Below are 14,624 nucleotides of genomic sequence, written 5' to 3' on the forward strand. Positions count from 1 at the left end.
GGGTGCGCGGTGCGCCGCACGGGGCGGTGCGAAGAGGTGAATCATGACGAGCTTGCGCGAAGCGGGGATGAAATCGAAAGCCTGGCCCTTCGAGGAGGCCCGTCGTGTGCTCAAGCGTTACGAGAAGGCCGCGCCCGAGAAGGGCTATGTGCTGTTCGAGACCGGCTACGGCCCCTCGGGGCTTCCGCATATCGGCACCTTCGGCGAGGTCGCGCGCACGACGATGATCCGCCGCGCCTTCGAGGTGATCTCGGACATCCCCACGCGGCTTCTGTGCTTTTCGGACGACATGGACGGCATGCGCAAGGTGCCCGAGAACGTGCCCAATCAGGAGCTGCTGCGCCAGCACATGCAAAAGCCCCTGACCTCGGTCCCCGATCCGTTCGAGCAATACGAGAGCTTCGGGCATCACAACAACGCCATGCTGCGCCGGTTCCTTGATACCTTCGGGTTCGAATACGAATTCGCCAGCGCCACCGATTATTACAAGCAGGGCAAGCTGGACGCCGTGCTGCTGCGCGCCGCGGAACGCTATGACGACATCATGGCGGTGATGCTCAAGAGCCTGCGCGAGGAACGCCAGCAGACCTATTCGTGCTTCCTGCCGATCCACCCCGAAACGGGCCGCGTGCTTTATGTCCCGATGAAGAACGTGGACGCGCGCGAGGGCACCGTGACCTTTGACGACGAGGAGGGCCGCGAATGGACCCTGCCCGTCACTGGCGGCAACGTGAAGCTGCAATGGAAGCCCGATTTCGGGGCGCGCTGGGCCGCGCTCGATGTCGATTTCGAGATGTATGGCAAGGATCACTCCACCAACACCCCGATCTATGACGGCATCTGCGAGATCCTGGGCGGCCGCAAGCCCGAGCATTTCACCTATGAATTGTTCCTTGATGCCAATGGCGAGAAGATCTCGAAATCCAAGGGCAACGGGCTGTCGATCGACGAATGGCTGACCTATGCGGCGACCGAATCGCTGAGCTATTTCATGTATCTCAAGCCCAAGACCGCCAAGCGGATGCATTTCGACGTGATCCCGAAGGCGGTCGATGAATACCACCAGCAGCTGCGCGCCTTCCCCACCCAGCCGGTCGAGAAGCAGGTGGACAACCCCGTCTGGCACATCCACGGCGGCCAGCCGCCCGAAAGCCGCATGGTGGTCAGCTTTGCCATGCTGCTGAACCTGGCCAGCGTGGCCGGGGCCACCGGCAAGGACGGGCTGTGGGGCTTCATTCGCCGCTATGCGCCCGAGGCCAGCCCCGAGGCCAACCCCGATCTGGATCAGGCCGCAGCCTTTGCGGTGCGCTATTTCAACGACTTCGTGGCCCCGACCCGGCAGTTCCGCCTGCCCGAACCGGCCGAGCGCGCCGCGATCGAGGATCTGCGCGCCCGTCTGGCGGCGCTGCCCGAAAAGGATCTGCACGAGATCTACGACGACCCCTCGGAAGGCTTGCAGACGCTGGTCTTTGCCGTGGGCAAGGATCACGGCTTCGAAAACCTGCGGGCGTGGTTCCAGGCGCTCTACGAGGTGCTTCTGGGCGCAAGCCAGGGCCCGCGTTTCGGCGGGTTCGTCGCGCTCTATGGCGTGACCGAGACCGTTGCGCTGATCGACCGGGCGCTGGCGGGCGAGCTGGTCGCCGGCTGAGCACCGGACCGCAGTCAACCGGGGGCGGGTCCGTGTGGCCCGCCCTTTTTCATGCGCTCATTTGTTATGCGCTCATTCGATCTCGAACAGCTTGTCGCGCGCCGTCTGCCCGCGGATCAGCCGCAGCCGCCCCGGCGCCACCCCCAGTGCCTTGGCCAGCAGCTTGGTCACCGCGGCATTGGCCTTGCCGTCCTCGGGCATCACCGTCACCTGCACGCGGATCGTGCCGGTTTCATCGGGGGGCGTGACGGCATTGCGCGAGGCCTTGGGCGTCACCCGCACCTCGAGCCGCGTGCCCGGCTGCGCCAGATCGGCCAGCGCGCCCTTCTTCATTCCGCTCATCGCCCGATCCCGCGCCTTGCCCGTCCGTTCCCGTGGTTGCGGCGCCACATTAGGCAGGCGCGGGGGCGAAGGCCAGCGCGGGACGCCGCGCCGATCACGAGGTCGTGATCGTCCGTGCCGCATGCCGCCGCCCCCGATCCACCCTTGCGCCGGGCGCGGGCCGTGCCACATTGACCCCGAGACGGCGCAGCCCGTGCCGGCCGCAACAGGAGGCGCCCCCCGCATGCCCCAACCCAACCCCCCCGTTCTGGATTTCCTGGCCGCGCGGCGGTCGCATGCCCGCAAGAGCCTGGCGCCGCCGGCCCCCGACCGGGCGGCCCTTGCGGCGATGCTGAACGTGGCGCTGCGCGTGCCCGATCACGGCGGGCTTGCACCCTGGCGGCTGGTGGTGCTGGGGCGCGGCGCGCTCGACGATCTGGCGGCGCTGGCTGCGGATCGCGGCGCCCAGCTCGGCCTTGATGATGAACAGATCGCCAAGGGCCGGGGCCAGTTTGCCGAAGCCGCGCTGATCGTGGCGGTGATCGCCGCCCCGCGTCCCCATCCCAAGGTGCCCGCGGTCGAACAGATCCTGTCGGCCGGTGCGCTTTGTCACAATCTGGTGGCGGTGGCGCTGGCCTCGGGCTGGGGGGCGTGCTGGATCACCGGCTGGTGCGCGCATGACCCCGTCTTCGCGCGCGAGGGGCTGGGCCTGGCCGAAGACGAGAGCGTGGCGGGGTTCGTCCATATCGCCACGCCGACACGCGTGCCGGCCGACCGGCCGCGTCCCGATCTTGATGCCGTGACTGACTGGAGGATGTGATGCTGGGCGATCTTTTCCGTGCCTTGCGCGACATGCTGCGCCCCGGTGCGCAGGGGGTTCTGGCCGCCGGGGTGGCGCTGTCGGCGGGCCTTCTGGCGGCCTTCTACGCCGCGCTGGTGGTGGCCATCGGCTGGGTCGTGCCCGATCAGGTGACGCTACCCTGGATCGGCACGGTGGACTGGATCGACAACCTCCTGTCCTGGGGCTCGGCGGCGCTGATGCTGGTGCTGTCCTTCTTCCTGATGGTGCCGGTGGCCTCGGCCTTCACCGGGCTGTTCCTGGAGCGCGTCGCGGCGATGGTCGAGGCGCGCCATTATCCCGGCCTGCCCGAACCGCGCCGCGTGGGGCTGGCCGAGACCACGCGCGAAAGCCTGGCGTTCCTGGGCGTGATGCTGGCGGTCAACGCGGTGGCGCTGATCGGCTATTTCGCCCTGGGCCCGCTGGCGCCGCTTCTGTTCTGGGCGGTCAACGGCTACCTTCTGGGGCGGGAATATTTCCAGATGGCCGCAATGCGCCGGATGCCGCGCGCCGAGGCCGCGGCGCTCTTTCGCGCGCATCGGCTGCGGATCTGGGCCAGTGGCGTGGCGATGGCGGCACCGCTGTCGGTGCCGGTGCTGAACCTGGTCGTGCCGGTGCTGGGGGCGGCGGGCTTCACCCATGTCTATCACAGCCTGGCCGGAACCCGCCGCGGCTGAGCCCCACACAACCCCGCGAGAAGCCGCCCGTGCCCGCCTGCGCGCCTTGGCACCCCCTGCGGCTGGGCCTATGATCCCGCGCGACAAGGGAGAATGAGATGTTTGCAGAGCTTGGCCATTTCGCGCTGATCCTGGCCTTCGGGGTGGCGATCGTGCAATCCGTCGTGCCGCAGATCGGCGCCGCGCGCGGCTGGCGCGGCTGGATGGCGCTGGCCCAGCCCGCCGCCACCGCGCAATTCGGGCTGATCGCGATCTCCTTCGCGGCGCTGACCTGGGCCTTCATGACCTCGGATTTCTCGGTCAAGCTGGTCTGGGAGAACTCGCATACCGACAAGCCGATGCTCTACAAGGTCTCGGGCGTCTGGGGGAACCACGAAGGCTCGATGCTGCTGTGGGTGCTGATCCTGGCGCTGTTCGGCGCCGCGGCCGCCTGGTTCGGGGGCGCCTTGCCCGCCCGCCTGCGCGCCCGCGTGATCGCCATTCAGGGGATGATCGGGGCCACCTTCCTGGGCTTCATCCTGTTCACCTCGAACCCGTTTGCGCGGCTGGCCACGCCCCCCTTCAATGGTCAAGACCTGAACCCGCTGCTGCAAGATCCCGGTCTCGCCTTCCATCCGCCCTTCCTCTATCTGGGCTATGTGGGCCTGAGCATGGCGTTTTCCTTTGCCGTGGCCGCCCTGATCGAGGGCCGGGTCGATGCCGCCTGGGCGCGCTGGGTGCGGCCCTGGACGCTGGCGGCCTGGGTGTTCCTGACCATCGGCATCGCGCTGGGGTCGTGGTGGGCCTATTACGAGCTGGGCTGGGGCGGCTTCTGGTTCTGGGATCCGGTCGAGAACGCGTCCTTCATGCCCTGGCTGCTGGCGGCGGCGCTTCTGCATTCGGCCATCGTCGTCGAAAAGCGCGAGGCGCTGAAAAGCTGGACCATCCTGCTGTCGATCATGGCCTTCGGCTTCTCGCTCATCGGCACGTTCATCGTGCGCTCGGGCGTCATCACCTCGGTGCATTCCTTCGCCTCGGACCCCTCGCGCGGGATCTTCATCCTGGTGATCCTGGCCTTCTTCGTGGGCGGCGCGCTCACGCTCTATGCCGCGCGGGCCGGTGCGATGCAGGCGCGGGGCGTCTTTTCCATGGTCTCGCGCGAAAGCGCGCTGGTGGTGAACAATATCCTGCTGGCGGTGTCGGCGCTGGTGGTCTTTGTCGGCACGATCTGGCCGCTGGTGGCCGAGGCCGCGCTGGGCCGCAAGCTGTCGGTGGGCGCGCCCTTCTTCGAAAAGGCCTTTACGCCCTTCATGATCGTGCTGGCGGTGATGCTGCCCATCGGCGCGATGCTGGCTTGGAAGCGCGCGCATCCGGGCCGGGTGCTCAAGGTGCTGGCGGTGCCGGCGGTGCTGGCGCTGGCGCTGGCGGGGCTGGCCTGGTCGGTGGGCACCGGGCGTTCGCTGGTCGCGCCGGTTGCGGTGGGGCTGGGCGCGTGGCTGGCCTTCGGCGCGCTGGCGGATCTGGCCAGCCGCACCAACGGCCGGGCGGGGCGTCTCTTCCGGCTGCCGGGGGCCGACTGGGGCAAGGCCGTCGCCCATTCCGGTCTGGGGGTCGCCTTCATCGGCATCGGCCTTCTGACCGCCTGGCAGCAAGAGGTCATCAAGGTCGTCGACATCGGCGAAAGCTTCGAGATCGGCGGCTATACCGTCACCCTTGATGCGGTCGATCAGGTGCAGGGGCCGAACTACACCTCAACCCGCGCGACCATGACCTATGCCCGCGACGGCGTGGTGCAGGCCACGCTGTATCCCGAAAAGCGCATCTATCCGGTTCAGGCGATGCCCACGACCGAGGCCGCCATCGACTCGCGGCCGCTGCGCGACGTCTATCTGGTGATCGGCGACCCGCAGGAGGGCGGCGGCTGGGCGGTGCGCGCCTATCTCAAGCCCTTTGCGATGTGGATCTGGACGGGCTGCGGGCTGATGGCGCTGGGCGGGCTGATCAGCCTGACGGACCGGCGCCTGCGCGTGGCCGCGGGCGCGCGCCGTGCCGCGGCCCGGCCTCAACCGGCGGAGTGATCTGATGCGTCTTCTTCCCACGCTGGGCCTGCTGGCCCTTCTGGCGGGCCCCGCGGCTGCGGTGCAACCCGACGAGATCCTGGACGATCCCGCGCTGGAATCGCGGGCGCGCGAACTCTCGAAGGTGCTGCGCTGTCCGGTCTGCCAGGGCGAGAACATCGACGATTCGAACGCCTCGGTCTCGCGCGATCTGCGGCTTCTGGTGCGCGAACGCCTCAAGGCCGGTGACAGCGACGGCGCAGTGCTGGACTATATCACCGACCGCTACGGCGAATATGTCCTGTTCGAGCCCGACAACCGCGGCGCCAATCTGGTGCTGTGGCTGATCGGGCCGGCGGTGGCGCTTGTCGCGCTGGGGGGCGGGCTGCTTTACATGCGCCGCAAGCGCCCCGAGGTGGCCGACCTGACCCCCGAGGAAGAGGCCGCGCTTCAGGAATTGCTGAAGAAAACCGACGCCTGATCCGCCCGCGACCCAACGTCAGACTTTTCCCGTGCCCGCCCGCCGCTAGGCTGCACGCCACGGGAGAGAACGAGGACGAACAGGGGGGAGGCGGGATCATGCCCTATCAGACGGTTTCCTATACGCTCGAGGCGGGGATGGCGGTTGTCACCCTCAACCGCCCCGATGTGCTGAACGCGCTCAATTCCACCTTGCGCGCCGAGATCACCGCCGCCATGCACCGCGCCGCCGAGGAGGCGCGCGTCGTCGTGCTGACCGGGGCGGGGCGGGCCTTCTGCGCCGGGCAGGATCTGTCCGAGGGCGTGACCGATCCCGAGATGGACCTGGGCGCGGTGCTGCGCGACGAATACGAACCCATGCTGGCGGCGATCTATTCCTGCCCGGTGCCGACCATTGCCGCGGTCAATGGCGTGGCCGCGGGGGCGGGCGCCAACCTGGCGCTGGCCGCCGATGTTGTCATCGCCGCCGAAAGCGCCAGCTTCGTGCAGGCCTTCGCCCGGATCGGCCTTCTGCCCGACGCCGGCGGCACCTTCTGGCTGCCGCGTCAGGTGGGGGCGGCCCGCGCGATGGGGGCGGCGCTTTTTACCGAACCGGTGCCAGCGGCGCGGGCGGTGGAATGGGGCATGATCTGGGAGGCCGTGCCCGATGACGCCTTCGACGCGCATTGGCGCGCGCGGGCCCGGCATCTGGCCAATGGCCCGACCGTGGCCTATCGCGCCATCAAGACGGCGCTGCGGGGCTCGTGGTCGCGCGATCTGGCCGCGCAGCTCGATCTCGAGGCCGACTTGCAGGGCGCCTGCGGGGCCTCCGAGGATTTCCGCGAAGGGGTCACCGCCTTTCTCGAGAAGCGGCCGCCGCGCTATCAGGGGCGCTGAGTTGCGCTGGGCGAAGGGGTGGGATCACGCCTGTGCAACCATCCCCGGCCGCCCCTTCCCCCCGTAGGCGGCCTGTGGCAGGTTGTCGCTTCAAGCGAAGGGAGAGACAGTCATGCGCAGGATCGTGCTGGGCCGCAACGGACCCGAGGTCAGCGAAATCTGTCTCGGGTCGATGACCTGGGGCACGCAGAACACCGAGGACGAGGGGCACGCACAGATCGACCGGGCCGCCGAGCGCGGCGTGGATTTCATCGACACCGCCGAGATGTATCCCGTCAACCCGATCTCGCCGCATACGACCGGCCGCACCGAGGAGATCATCGGTTCGTATTTCGCGCGCCGGGGCGGGCGCGAGAATTGGGTGATCGCCACCAAGATCACCGGCAAGGGATCGTCCGCGATCGAGCACGGCCCGCCGATCAGCCCTTCCCGCCTGCGCGCCGCGGTCGAGGATTCCCTTCGCCGCCTGCGCACCGACTATATCGACATCTACCAGTTCCATTGGCCCAACCGCGGCAGCTATCATTTCCGCAAGAGCTGGGACTACGACACCACCGGGCGCAACCGCGAGGCCGTGCGCGCCGACATGGCCGCCTGTCTCGAGACGGTCGCGGCGCTGGTCGCCGAGGGCAAGATCCGGCATTTCGGCCTGTCGAACGAAACCGCCTGGGGCATGGCCGAATGGCTGCGCCTGTCCGAGGCCGGGCTGGGGCCGCGGCCGCTGACGCTCCAGAACGAATATTCCGCCATGTGCCGGTTCTATGATCTCGATCTGGCGGAATTCGGCACGATGGAGGACATCACGCTTCTGGCCTATTCGCCGCTGGCCGCGGGGCTTTTGACGGGGAAATACGCCGAGGGGATCGACCCGCCGCCGGGCTCGCGCCGGTCGATCGTGTCGAACCTGGGCGGGCGGGTGACGCCGCAGGTCTGGCCCGCCGTCACCGCCTGGGTGCATCTGGCCCACGAGGTGGGCATCGACCCGGCCACGCTGGCCATCGCCTTCGTGCTGGGCCGGCCCTTCCCGGTGTCGCCCATCATCGGTGCGACCAATCTCGAACAGCTCGATCGCGCGCTCGATGCGGCGGGCATGGTGCTGACCCCCGAGGTTCTGGCCGCGATCGACCGTTATCACCGCGACCACCGGATGCCGTTCTGATGCGCGCCGCGGCGGCCCTTCTGATGCTGGTGCTGGCGCTGGCGGGCTGCCGCGAGGGGGCAGGCGGCGCAGCCCCCGGCCTGCCCGCCGATCCCGCCGCCCAATGCGCCCGGCAGGGCGGGGCCTGGCGCGAACTGGCCTCGGGGCCGGCCTATTGCGAGCACCGCACCCGCGACGCCGGCAAGGCCTGCCGCAGCGCGTCCGACTGCGAAGGCGCCTGCCTTGCGCGCTCGCAGACCTGCGCGCCGCTGCGCCCGCTTCTGGGCTGCAACGCCATCCTCAGCGATGCGGGCTTCGAGATGCGCGAATGTCTCGAGTGATCGCCCTGCTTCCCCTTCTGGTTCTGGCCGCCTGCATGGCGCCGGGGCCGCAGGGGGGCTTGCGCGATCCGCAGGCGCGGATTTCCTCGGCCGTCCTGTTCGATCCGGCGCGTTTCGCGGGCGAATGGCGGGTGATGGCGGCGCCGGCGCGGGCCTGCGCGGGGGCGCGGCAGGACTGGCGCTGGCGGGACGAAGATTTTGCGCTGTCGGGGATTGATTGCACCGGCCCGGCCCCGGCGCGGCTGTCAGGCCAGGCGCTTCTGGTCGGCCCCGGCGCGCGGCTTGTCGCCCGCGGCGGCTATGGCGGCGGGCCGGTCTGGGTGCTCTGGGTCGATCAGGATTATCGCGTGGCCGCGCTGGGCACGCCCGAGGGCGGTTGGGCCGCAGTCCTGGCCCGCCCCGAGGCCGCCCGCCGCGCCGACCTGATCGACGCCGCGCGCGAGGTGCTGCGCTTCAACGGTTATGATCCGCAGGATCTGACATGGTAGAGGTGCTGGGCCCCTGGGTCTGGGTGACGCTGGCGGCAGCAGCGGTGCAGACCGCGCGCTTCATGCTGCAAAAGCGCCTCAAGGGGCTGGGCCTGTCGACCGGCGGGGCGACCTTCTCGCGGTTCCTGTTCGGGGCGCCGATCGCGGGGCTGGCCGCGGCGGTGCTGATGGTGTCGCGCGGCTATGCCCTGCCCGAGCTGCCGGCGCGGTTCTGGGTCTTCGCGCTGGGCGGCGGCGCGGCGCAGGTCACAGCCACCTTCCTGACCGTGGCGCTGTTTTCCCTGCGCAATTTCGCCGTGGGCGTGGCTTTCACCAAGACCGAGACGGTGCAGGTCGCGCTGTTCTCTGCCGTCATCCTGGGCGAGACGCTGCCCGCCCCGGCCCTGGCGGCCATCGGCGTGGGGGTGCTGGGGGTGGGCCTTCTGTCGGGCGCGCAGGGGGGCGGCTTCGACCGGCGCGCGGCGCTCTACGGGATCGGGGCGGGGGCGCTTTTCGGGGTGTCGGCCATCGGCTATCGCGGTGCGACGCTGGCGCTTGACCTCCCCGCCCCCGAGGCCCGCGCGCTGCTGGCGCTGGCCTTCGTGACCGCGGCGCAGGCGCTGGGCATGGCGCTTTGGCTGCGTTGGCGCGAGGCGGGCGAGCTGGCGCGCGTCGTCGCGGCCTGGCGGCGCACGATCTGGGTGGGGGTGACGGGCGTCGCGGGTTCGGCGCTGTGGTTCACGGCCTTTGCGCTTGAAAATGCCGCGCGGGTCCGGGCGCTGGGCCAGATCGAGATCGTCTTCACGCTGCTGGTGTCGGCGCTGGTCTTCCGCGAGCGGCTGCATCTGCGCGAAGGCGTTGGCATCGCGCTGGTCGTGCTTTCGGTCATCGGGATCGTTCTGGCGCGCTGAGATACGCGCGGTGATCCGCGATCCCGGCCCTGGCCAGCGCCGATACCGCCGCTTGCCGGGCCGGGCGCGCGGGGTCGGGATCGGGCGTCCAGGGATGGGCGGCCAGCCGGGCTTGATGCGCGGGGTCCGGCGCCCCGGCCACGCAGAGCGCCAGATACCAGCCAAAGGGCAAAAGCCCCGTCTCCCTCCGGCAGGCGACATAGCTCAGCGCGCGGGCGGGCCGACCGTCGGGGCCGATCACGTCGATCTCCACCCGGTCATAGCCGATCCCGCGCCCCTCGGCCCGGTCCAGCGGCGCCAGATCGCCCGGTTCAAGCTGGAACAGCACCCCCGGCAGCGCGCCCGGACCGGGGCAGAGCGTGGCCTTGCCCGAGCCGTCGCGCCCGCGCTTGGCAAAGGCCAGATCGTGCCCCGGCGCGCGGCCCGCCCCGATCAGCCGCGCGCCCCGGCAGCGCGCCCGCAGCCGGGTTTCCAGCATGTTCGAGCCATAGGCGAAATAGAGAAGCCCCATCCCCCGTGCCCCATTCCCTGCGCCCTAGTCCACCACCCGCCGGGTGATCGCATCGCCCGTGCGCAGCCCCGCGGGCGGATAGAGAACGACCGTCTCGCCGGCCGCCAGCCCCGCCGTGACCGCGGCCTCGATGCCGTTGTCCGGGCCCAGCGTGATCGCCCGCCGTTCGGCGCGCCCGTCCTGCATCACGAAGACCGACGGGCCGTCGGCCCCGCGCACCACCGCGCCTGAGGGCAGCTTCAGCGCCGCTTCGGCCTGCCAGATCACGATCCGCGCCTCGACCCGGTAGCCGTGGCCCAGCCCCGCGCGCGCCTCGGCCGGGCTGTCGAGCCGCACCACCGCCGTGACGCGCTGTTCCTCGACCCCCAGCGCCGAGGTCTTGGTGATCCCGAAGGGCTCGATCCGCTCGACCGTGCCGGCCAGGGGCGCCGGTCCGCCCCACTCCTCGATCCGCACCGGATCGCCCGCGCGCACCCGCACCGCGTCGGCCGAGAGCAGCTCGACCACCACCTCGAGGCCCTCGGCCACATTGCCCACCTCGAGAAGCGGCGCGCCCGCGGGCAGGATGGTCTCGTCCTCCTGGATCACGCGCAGGACGCGGCCGTCGATGGGCGACAGGATCGGGATCTCGTCGCCCAGCTGCGCCTCGAGGGCGGCGACAAGGCCGCGGTCCTCGAAGCCGATCAGCTGGGCCCGCGCGGTCTGAAGCTCGGCCTGGCGCTGGGCGATGGCGGCGCGGGCGGTGTGGCGGCGGGCCTCGGCGGCGCGGGCGGCACTTTCGGCGCGGTCGAGCGCCGCCTGCGAGACGGTGCCGCTGCCCGCAAGCGCCCGGGCGCGGGCGCGGTCGGCCTCGGCCAGGTCCAGATCGGCCTCGGCGGCCTCGAGATCGGCGCGCGCCACCTCGAGGCCGGCCTCCGCCGCCGCGACCGCCGCGCGCGCCTGTTCGCGCGTGCGCACGTCCAGAACCGCGGGGTTCGTGGGCCGCATTCGCGCCAGCACGGTGGAATTGGCCGTGACCGGATCGCCCGGACGCAGCGTCACCCGCAGCAGCCGCCCCTCGACCGGGGTCGACACGACATAGCTGTCGCGCACCCGCGTGCGCCCGTCCTCGTCGATGGTCAGCGCAAGCGGGCCGCGGCTGACCTGGCCCAGATCCACCATGACCGGCTGGGCGCGAAAGGCCCAGGCCAGCACCCCGCCCACCAGCACCAGCGTGGACAGGATCAGGAACGGGCGGGACAGGCGTCGGGCGGTGAAGGGCATGGGTCACTCGCGTGTCTTGAGAACGGTGATGGGGTCGGTGCGGGCCAGATCGCGCGCCACCAGCGCGCCGGAGACGAGCGCCGCGATCAGGACATAGAGCGCCGCCATCCCCTGCGCGGCGGGGTCGAAACCGGTAGGAATGCGGTAGAGTTCGGTCGAGAAGCCGCGCGCGATGGCGATGGAAAGGCCATGCCCCAGCGCCGCCCCCGCCGGCAGCGCGGCCAGCGTGATCAGCGCCAGTTCCCCCAGAAGGACAAAGGCGGTCTCGGCCTTGGTGAAGCCCATCACCCGCAGCGCGGCCAGATCGCGGGCGCGTTCGGCATGTCCGATGCGCGCGGCGTTGTAGATGATGCCGAAGGTGATGACGAAGGCCACCGCGCCCAGCACGAAACGCGTGGCGCCGGCGCCGGTGTCCATCAGCTCGCGCAGGGCGCGCCGGGCATCGGTGGCCACGCTGACGCCAGCCACCTGCGGCATCGCCTTGAGGCGACGATAGAGCGCGGGCGCCGCGGCCGGGTCCAGCCGCAGATGCACGCCCGACACCTGTCCCGGCGCATCGACGGCCCGCCCCAGCGCGTCCAGCCGCATGTAGGCGGGCGCGCCCATCAGGCTCTGGGCCACCTGCGCCACGGGCAGCGCGAGGCGGGGCTGGGCGCCCTCGCGGATCTCGGCGATCAGCCGGTCGCCGGGCGCCAGATGCAGGATCTCGGCCAGCGTCTGCGAGACGACGACGCCCCGTTCGGGAAGCACGATCGGGGCCATGTCGGCGCCGATTGGGCGCACGAGGCCCGCATCGGGGGCGATCCCGCTGAGGCTGCCGCGGTGGGTATGGGCGCCATTGCGCAGGATCGCGGGCACCTCGCGGAAGGGCTCGACCCGGATCACGCCCGCCATCCGCCCCATTTCCAACGCGGCCTTTTCCGACAGCGGATGGGTGAAGATCACGGTCGCGTCCGAGCGGTCGAGAAGCGTGAAGCTGAGCGTGATCATCCGGTCGAAGCCGCCGTAGATCGTGGTCATGCCTGCGGCCAGCGCCATCCCCCCCGCGATCCCCGCCGACAGCGCCGCCATCCGCAAGGGCGCGCGGATCACCCGGCGCAGCACCATCCGCGTCGGCTGATCGAGAAGCCGGCCCAGCGCCCCGGACAGGGGGCGCGCACGCGAATAATCGGCCGGGGCGGGCGGGCGCATCGCCTCGGCCGGGGCCAGGCGGAACACCCGGCGCAGGACGAACACGCCCCCGGCCGAAGCCGCGCCGATGCTGGTCAGCACGCCGGTGACGAAGGCGCCCGGATCGGGGCGGAAGATCAGGAAGGGAAAGTGGTAGAATTGCGCATAGACCCGCACCATGCCGCGCCCCGCCGCGACCCCCAGAAGGCAGCCCGCCAGCGCCCCCAGCACGGCGATCACCAGCACCAGCTTCATGTAGTGCGCGCCGATCTCGCGGCCGCGGTAGCCGAAGGCCTTGAGAAGGCCGATCTCCTCGCGCTCGGCCTCGACCAGGCGGGCGGCGACGATGTTCAGAAGAAAGGCCGCGACCGCCAGGAACAGCGGCGGAACCACCCGGTTCATGGTGCCCAGGCTCTCGATCTCCTCGCTGACGAAACGGTCCGACACCAGCGTGTCGCGCGCCATCGCCCCGGTGCCGCCATAGGGGGCCAGCACCCGGTCGATGCGGTCCAGAACCTCCGCCAGGCGCGCATCGCGCGACAGGGCAAAGAGCGCGGCGTTGAAGGCGCCGTCCATGTCATAGGCCGCGGCAAGCGCCGTGCGGCGCATCCAGAACACCCCGAACCGCGCCGGGTCGGGCGACATCTCGCCGGGCACGGCGACGTAGAGATGTTCGGGGCTCTGGGCCAGGCCCACGATCTTCAGATCCATGCGCGCGCCGTTCATCGTGGCCGCGATCCGGTCGCCCAGGCGAAGCCCATGCGCGCGGGCAAAGGCGTCAAGAACCACCACGGCGTCGCGCGCAGCGGTGGGCGGAAGCTGCCCCGCCGTCAGATGCAGCAGCATCAGCCGCTGCGGCCCGCGGTCGGGCAGGGACAGCGCCTGGGCCTGCACCGGCACGTCATGGCCCGGCATGTCCAGAAGGGCGGCCCCGTCGATCCGCCCTTCCGCCCCCGCCACGCCGGGGATCGCGGCCAGCCGCTCCAGCACCGCATCGGGCGCGCGGGTCAGCGGGGCCACCACATCGGCCATGCGGTTGCGTTCGTAATAGGCGCGCCGCGTCTCGGAGAGCGAGGTGACAAGCCCGCTCATCATCACCTGAAGCAGCACCCCCATGGCGATCACCGCGGCAATGGCCAGAGCCTGCCCCCGCATCCGCGCCAGATCGCGCAGGAGCTTGCGGTCGAGCGGGCTCACCACACCACCTCGGCGGGCGAAAGGCGGGTGGCGTTTTCCCGCATGTCGGCGATCTGCCCGTCGCTCAGCCGCACGACGCGATGGGCCAGCCCGGCGATGCTGGCGGCATGGGTGACCATCAGCACGGTGGCGCCCAGCCGGGCGTTGACGTCGCACAGCACCTCGAGGACGGCGCGGCCCGTGGCGCTGTCCAGCGCGCCGGTGGGTTCGTCGCAGAACAGGACTTCGGGCTGTTTGGCGATGGCGCGGGCGATGGCCACGCGCTGTTGCTCGCCGCCCGACAATTGCGCCGGGAAATGATCGGCCCGCGCGCCCAGCCCCACCAGCGCCAGCGCCTCGGCGGCGGGCATGGGCGCGCGCGCGATCTCGGTGACAAGTTCGACATTCTCGCGCGCGGTCAGCCCCGGCATGAGGTTGTAGAACTGGAAGACAAAGCCCACATGGTCGCGCCGATAGCGGGTCAGCGCGGCGTCGCTCAGGCCCGTCAGCTCGGTGCCCTGAAAGCGCACGCTGCCCGCGCTGGGCCGGTCAAGCCCGCCCAGGATGTTGAGAAGCGTGGATTTCCCCGACCCCGAGGCCCCCAGCATCACCACGATCTCGCCCGCGGGGATGTCCAGATCCACGCCGCGCAGCGCCTGCACCGCGCTGCGGCCTTCGCCATAGACGCGCGTCACGCCGCGCAGGGAAAAGGCGGGGCGCAGGGACAGGGCGGGATCGGGCATGGGCTGCATCTCCGCGCGCGGCCGGCAG

At 70.7% G+C, this 14,624-nt stretch carries 15 protein-coding genes; 10 read left to right on the forward strand and 5 right to left on the reverse strand.

Translation table 11 applies throughout. The features are described from left to right. Window positions 1–43 precede the first annotated feature (43 nt). The gene (locus tag BW949_RS05120) at window positions 44–1,648 is read left to right on the forward strand and encodes a lysine--tRNA ligase (RefSeq protein ID WP_076363877.1); all 1,605 of its coding nucleotides are present in this window, start codon (window positions 44–46) and stop codon (window positions 1,646–1,648) included. A 72-nt stretch (window positions 1,649–1,720) separates the two neighbouring features. Here BW949_RS05120 and BW949_RS05125 read toward each other — a convergent pair whose 3' ends face one another. Further along, window positions 1,721–1,981 (reverse strand): DUF167 domain-containing protein, encoded by a 261-nt coding sequence (locus BW949_RS05125; protein ID WP_076363878.1) that lies wholly within the window; start codon window positions 1,979–1,981, stop codon window positions 1,721–1,723. A 232-nt stretch (window positions 1,982–2,213) separates the two neighbouring features. Between BW949_RS05125 and BW949_RS05130 the strand changes: the two genes are divergently transcribed. From BW949_RS05130 to BW949_RS05170, 9 genes are all read left to right on the forward strand, one after another. Further along, window positions 2,214–2,789: a nitroreductase family protein gene (locus BW949_RS05130; protein WP_076363879.1), complete on the forward strand. Its 576-nt coding sequence runs from the start codon at window positions 2,214–2,216 to the stop codon at window positions 2,787–2,789. Continuing rightward, a complete protein-coding gene (locus BW949_RS05135; RefSeq protein WP_076363880.1) occupies window positions 2,789–3,484 on the forward strand; it encodes an EI24 domain-containing protein in 696 nt (231 codons plus the stop codon). Before BW949_RS05130 ends, BW949_RS05135 begins: the two co-directional genes overlap by 1 nt. A 98-nt stretch (window positions 3,485–3,582) precedes the next feature. Next, complete coding sequence (locus BW949_RS05140) at window positions 3,583–5,541, forward strand: heme lyase CcmF/NrfE family subunit (RefSeq protein ID WP_076363881.1); 1,959 nt, start codon at window positions 3,583–3,585, stop codon at window positions 5,539–5,541. A 4-nt stretch (window positions 5,542–5,545) separates the two neighbouring features. Further along, window positions 5,546–6,001, forward strand: a complete 456-nt coding sequence (locus BW949_RS05145; RefSeq protein ID WP_076364791.1) for a cytochrome c-type biogenesis protein — start codon at window positions 5,546–5,548, stop codon at window positions 5,999–6,001. 98 nt (window positions 6,002–6,099) lie between these two features. After that, entirely contained in the window at window positions 6,100–6,876 is a 777-nt protein-coding gene (locus tag BW949_RS05150) for an enoyl-CoA hydratase-related protein (protein WP_076363882.1), read from the forward strand. 112 nt (window positions 6,877–6,988) lie between these two features. Then, on the forward strand, window positions 6,989–8,035 hold the full coding sequence (locus BW949_RS05155) for an aldo/keto reductase (protein WP_076363883.1): 1,047 nt from the start codon (window positions 6,989–6,991) through the stop codon (window positions 8,033–8,035). Further along, window positions 8,035–8,355 carry a hypothetical protein gene (locus BW949_RS05160; RefSeq protein ID WP_076363884.1) on the forward strand — a complete coding sequence of 107 codons (321 nt, stop codon included), beginning with the start codon at window positions 8,035–8,037 and terminating at the stop codon, window positions 8,353–8,355. Before BW949_RS05155 ends, BW949_RS05160 begins: the two co-directional genes overlap by 1 nt. Further along, window positions 8,343–8,843: a lipocalin/fatty acid-binding family protein gene (locus tag BW949_RS05165; protein WP_076363885.1), complete on the forward strand. Its 501-nt coding sequence runs from the start codon at window positions 8,343–8,345 to the stop codon at window positions 8,841–8,843. The genes BW949_RS05160 and BW949_RS05165 overlap by 13 nt, the downstream gene beginning before the upstream one ends. After that, on the forward strand, window positions 8,837–9,733 hold the full coding sequence (locus tag BW949_RS05170; RefSeq protein ID WP_076363886.1) for a DMT family transporter: 897 nt from the start codon (window positions 8,837–8,839) through the stop codon (window positions 9,731–9,733). The genes BW949_RS05165 and BW949_RS05170 overlap by 7 nt, the downstream gene beginning before the upstream one ends. Here BW949_RS05170 and BW949_RS05175 read toward each other — a convergent pair. Genes BW949_RS05175 through BW949_RS05190 form a run of 4 tightly spaced genes read right to left on the reverse strand, consistent with a single transcriptional unit; the run spans window position 9,708 to window position 14,596 of the window. Next, window positions 9,708–10,244 (reverse strand): gamma-glutamylcyclotransferase family protein, encoded by a 537-nt coding sequence (locus tag BW949_RS05175; protein WP_076363887.1) that lies wholly within the window; start codon window positions 10,242–10,244, stop codon window positions 9,708–9,710. The two genes, BW949_RS05170 and BW949_RS05175, sit on opposite strands and share 26 nt — an antisense overlap. A 24-nt stretch (window positions 10,245–10,268) precedes the next feature. Continuing rightward, entirely contained in the window at window positions 10,269–11,507 is a 1,239-nt protein-coding gene (locus BW949_RS05180; RefSeq protein ID WP_076363888.1) for an efflux RND transporter periplasmic adaptor subunit, read from the reverse strand. A gap of 3 nt (window positions 11,508–11,510) precedes the next feature. Continuing rightward, on the reverse strand, window positions 11,511–13,874 hold the full coding sequence (locus BW949_RS05185; RefSeq protein ID WP_235816209.1) for an ABC transporter permease: 2,364 nt from the start codon (window positions 13,872–13,874) through the stop codon (window positions 11,511–11,513). Continuing rightward, the gene (locus BW949_RS05190; protein ID WP_076363890.1) at window positions 13,871–14,596 is read right to left on the reverse strand and encodes an ABC transporter ATP-binding protein; all 726 of its coding nucleotides are present in this window, start codon (window positions 14,594–14,596) and stop codon (window positions 13,871–13,873) included. Before BW949_RS05190 ends, BW949_RS05185 begins: the two co-directional genes overlap by 4 nt. Window positions 14,597–14,624 lie beyond the last annotated feature (28 nt).

The organism is Phaeovulum vinaykumarii, from assembly GCF_900156695.1.
GTDB lineage: Bacteria > Pseudomonadota > Alphaproteobacteria > Rhodobacterales > Rhodobacteraceae > Bieblia_A > Bieblia_A vinaykumarii.

Bases quoted from the DNA above. Each gene is read 5' to 3' on its own strand.
- BW949_RS05120 (WP_076363877.1), top strand. From the start codon at position 44: ATGACGAGCTTGCGCGAAGCGGGGATGAAATCGAAAGCCTGGCCCTTC.
- BW949_RS05125 (WP_076363878.1), bottom strand. From the start codon at position 1,981: ATGAAGAAGGGCGCGCTGGCCGATCTGGCGCAGCCGGGCACGCGGCTC.
- BW949_RS05130 (WP_076363879.1), top strand. From the start codon at position 2,214: ATGCCCCAACCCAACCCCCCCGTTCTGGATTTCCTGGCCGCGCGGCGG.
- BW949_RS05135 (WP_076363880.1), top strand. From the start codon at position 2,789: ATGCTGGGCGATCTTTTCCGTGCCTTGCGCGACATGCTGCGCCCCGGT.
- BW949_RS05140 (WP_076363881.1), top strand. From the start codon at position 3,583: ATGTTTGCAGAGCTTGGCCATTTCGCGCTGATCCTGGCCTTCGGGGTG.
- BW949_RS05145 (WP_076364791.1), top strand. From the start codon at position 5,546: ATGCGTCTTCTTCCCACGCTGGGCCTGCTGGCCCTTCTGGCGGGCCCC.
- BW949_RS05150 (WP_076363882.1), top strand. From the start codon at position 6,100: ATGCCCTATCAGACGGTTTCCTATACGCTCGAGGCGGGGATGGCGGTT.
- BW949_RS05155 (WP_076363883.1), top strand. From the start codon at position 6,989: ATGCGCAGGATCGTGCTGGGCCGCAACGGACCCGAGGTCAGCGAAATC.
- BW949_RS05160 (WP_076363884.1), top strand. From the start codon at position 8,035: ATGCGCGCCGCGGCGGCCCTTCTGATGCTGGTGCTGGCGCTGGCGGGC.
- BW949_RS05165 (WP_076363885.1), top strand. From the start codon at position 8,343: ATGTCTCGAGTGATCGCCCTGCTTCCCCTTCTGGTTCTGGCCGCCTGC.
- BW949_RS05170 (WP_076363886.1), top strand. From the start codon at position 8,837: ATGGTAGAGGTGCTGGGCCCCTGGGTCTGGGTGACGCTGGCGGCAGCA.
- BW949_RS05175 (WP_076363887.1), bottom strand. From the start codon at position 10,244: ATGGGGCTTCTCTATTTCGCCTATGGCTCGAACATGCTGGAAACCCGG.
- BW949_RS05180 (WP_076363888.1), bottom strand. From the start codon at position 11,507: ATGCCCTTCACCGCCCGACGCCTGTCCCGCCCGTTCCTGATCCTGTCC.
- BW949_RS05190 (WP_076363890.1), bottom strand. From the start codon at position 14,596: ATGCCCGATCCCGCCCTGTCCCTGCGCCCCGCCTTTTCCCTGCGCGGC.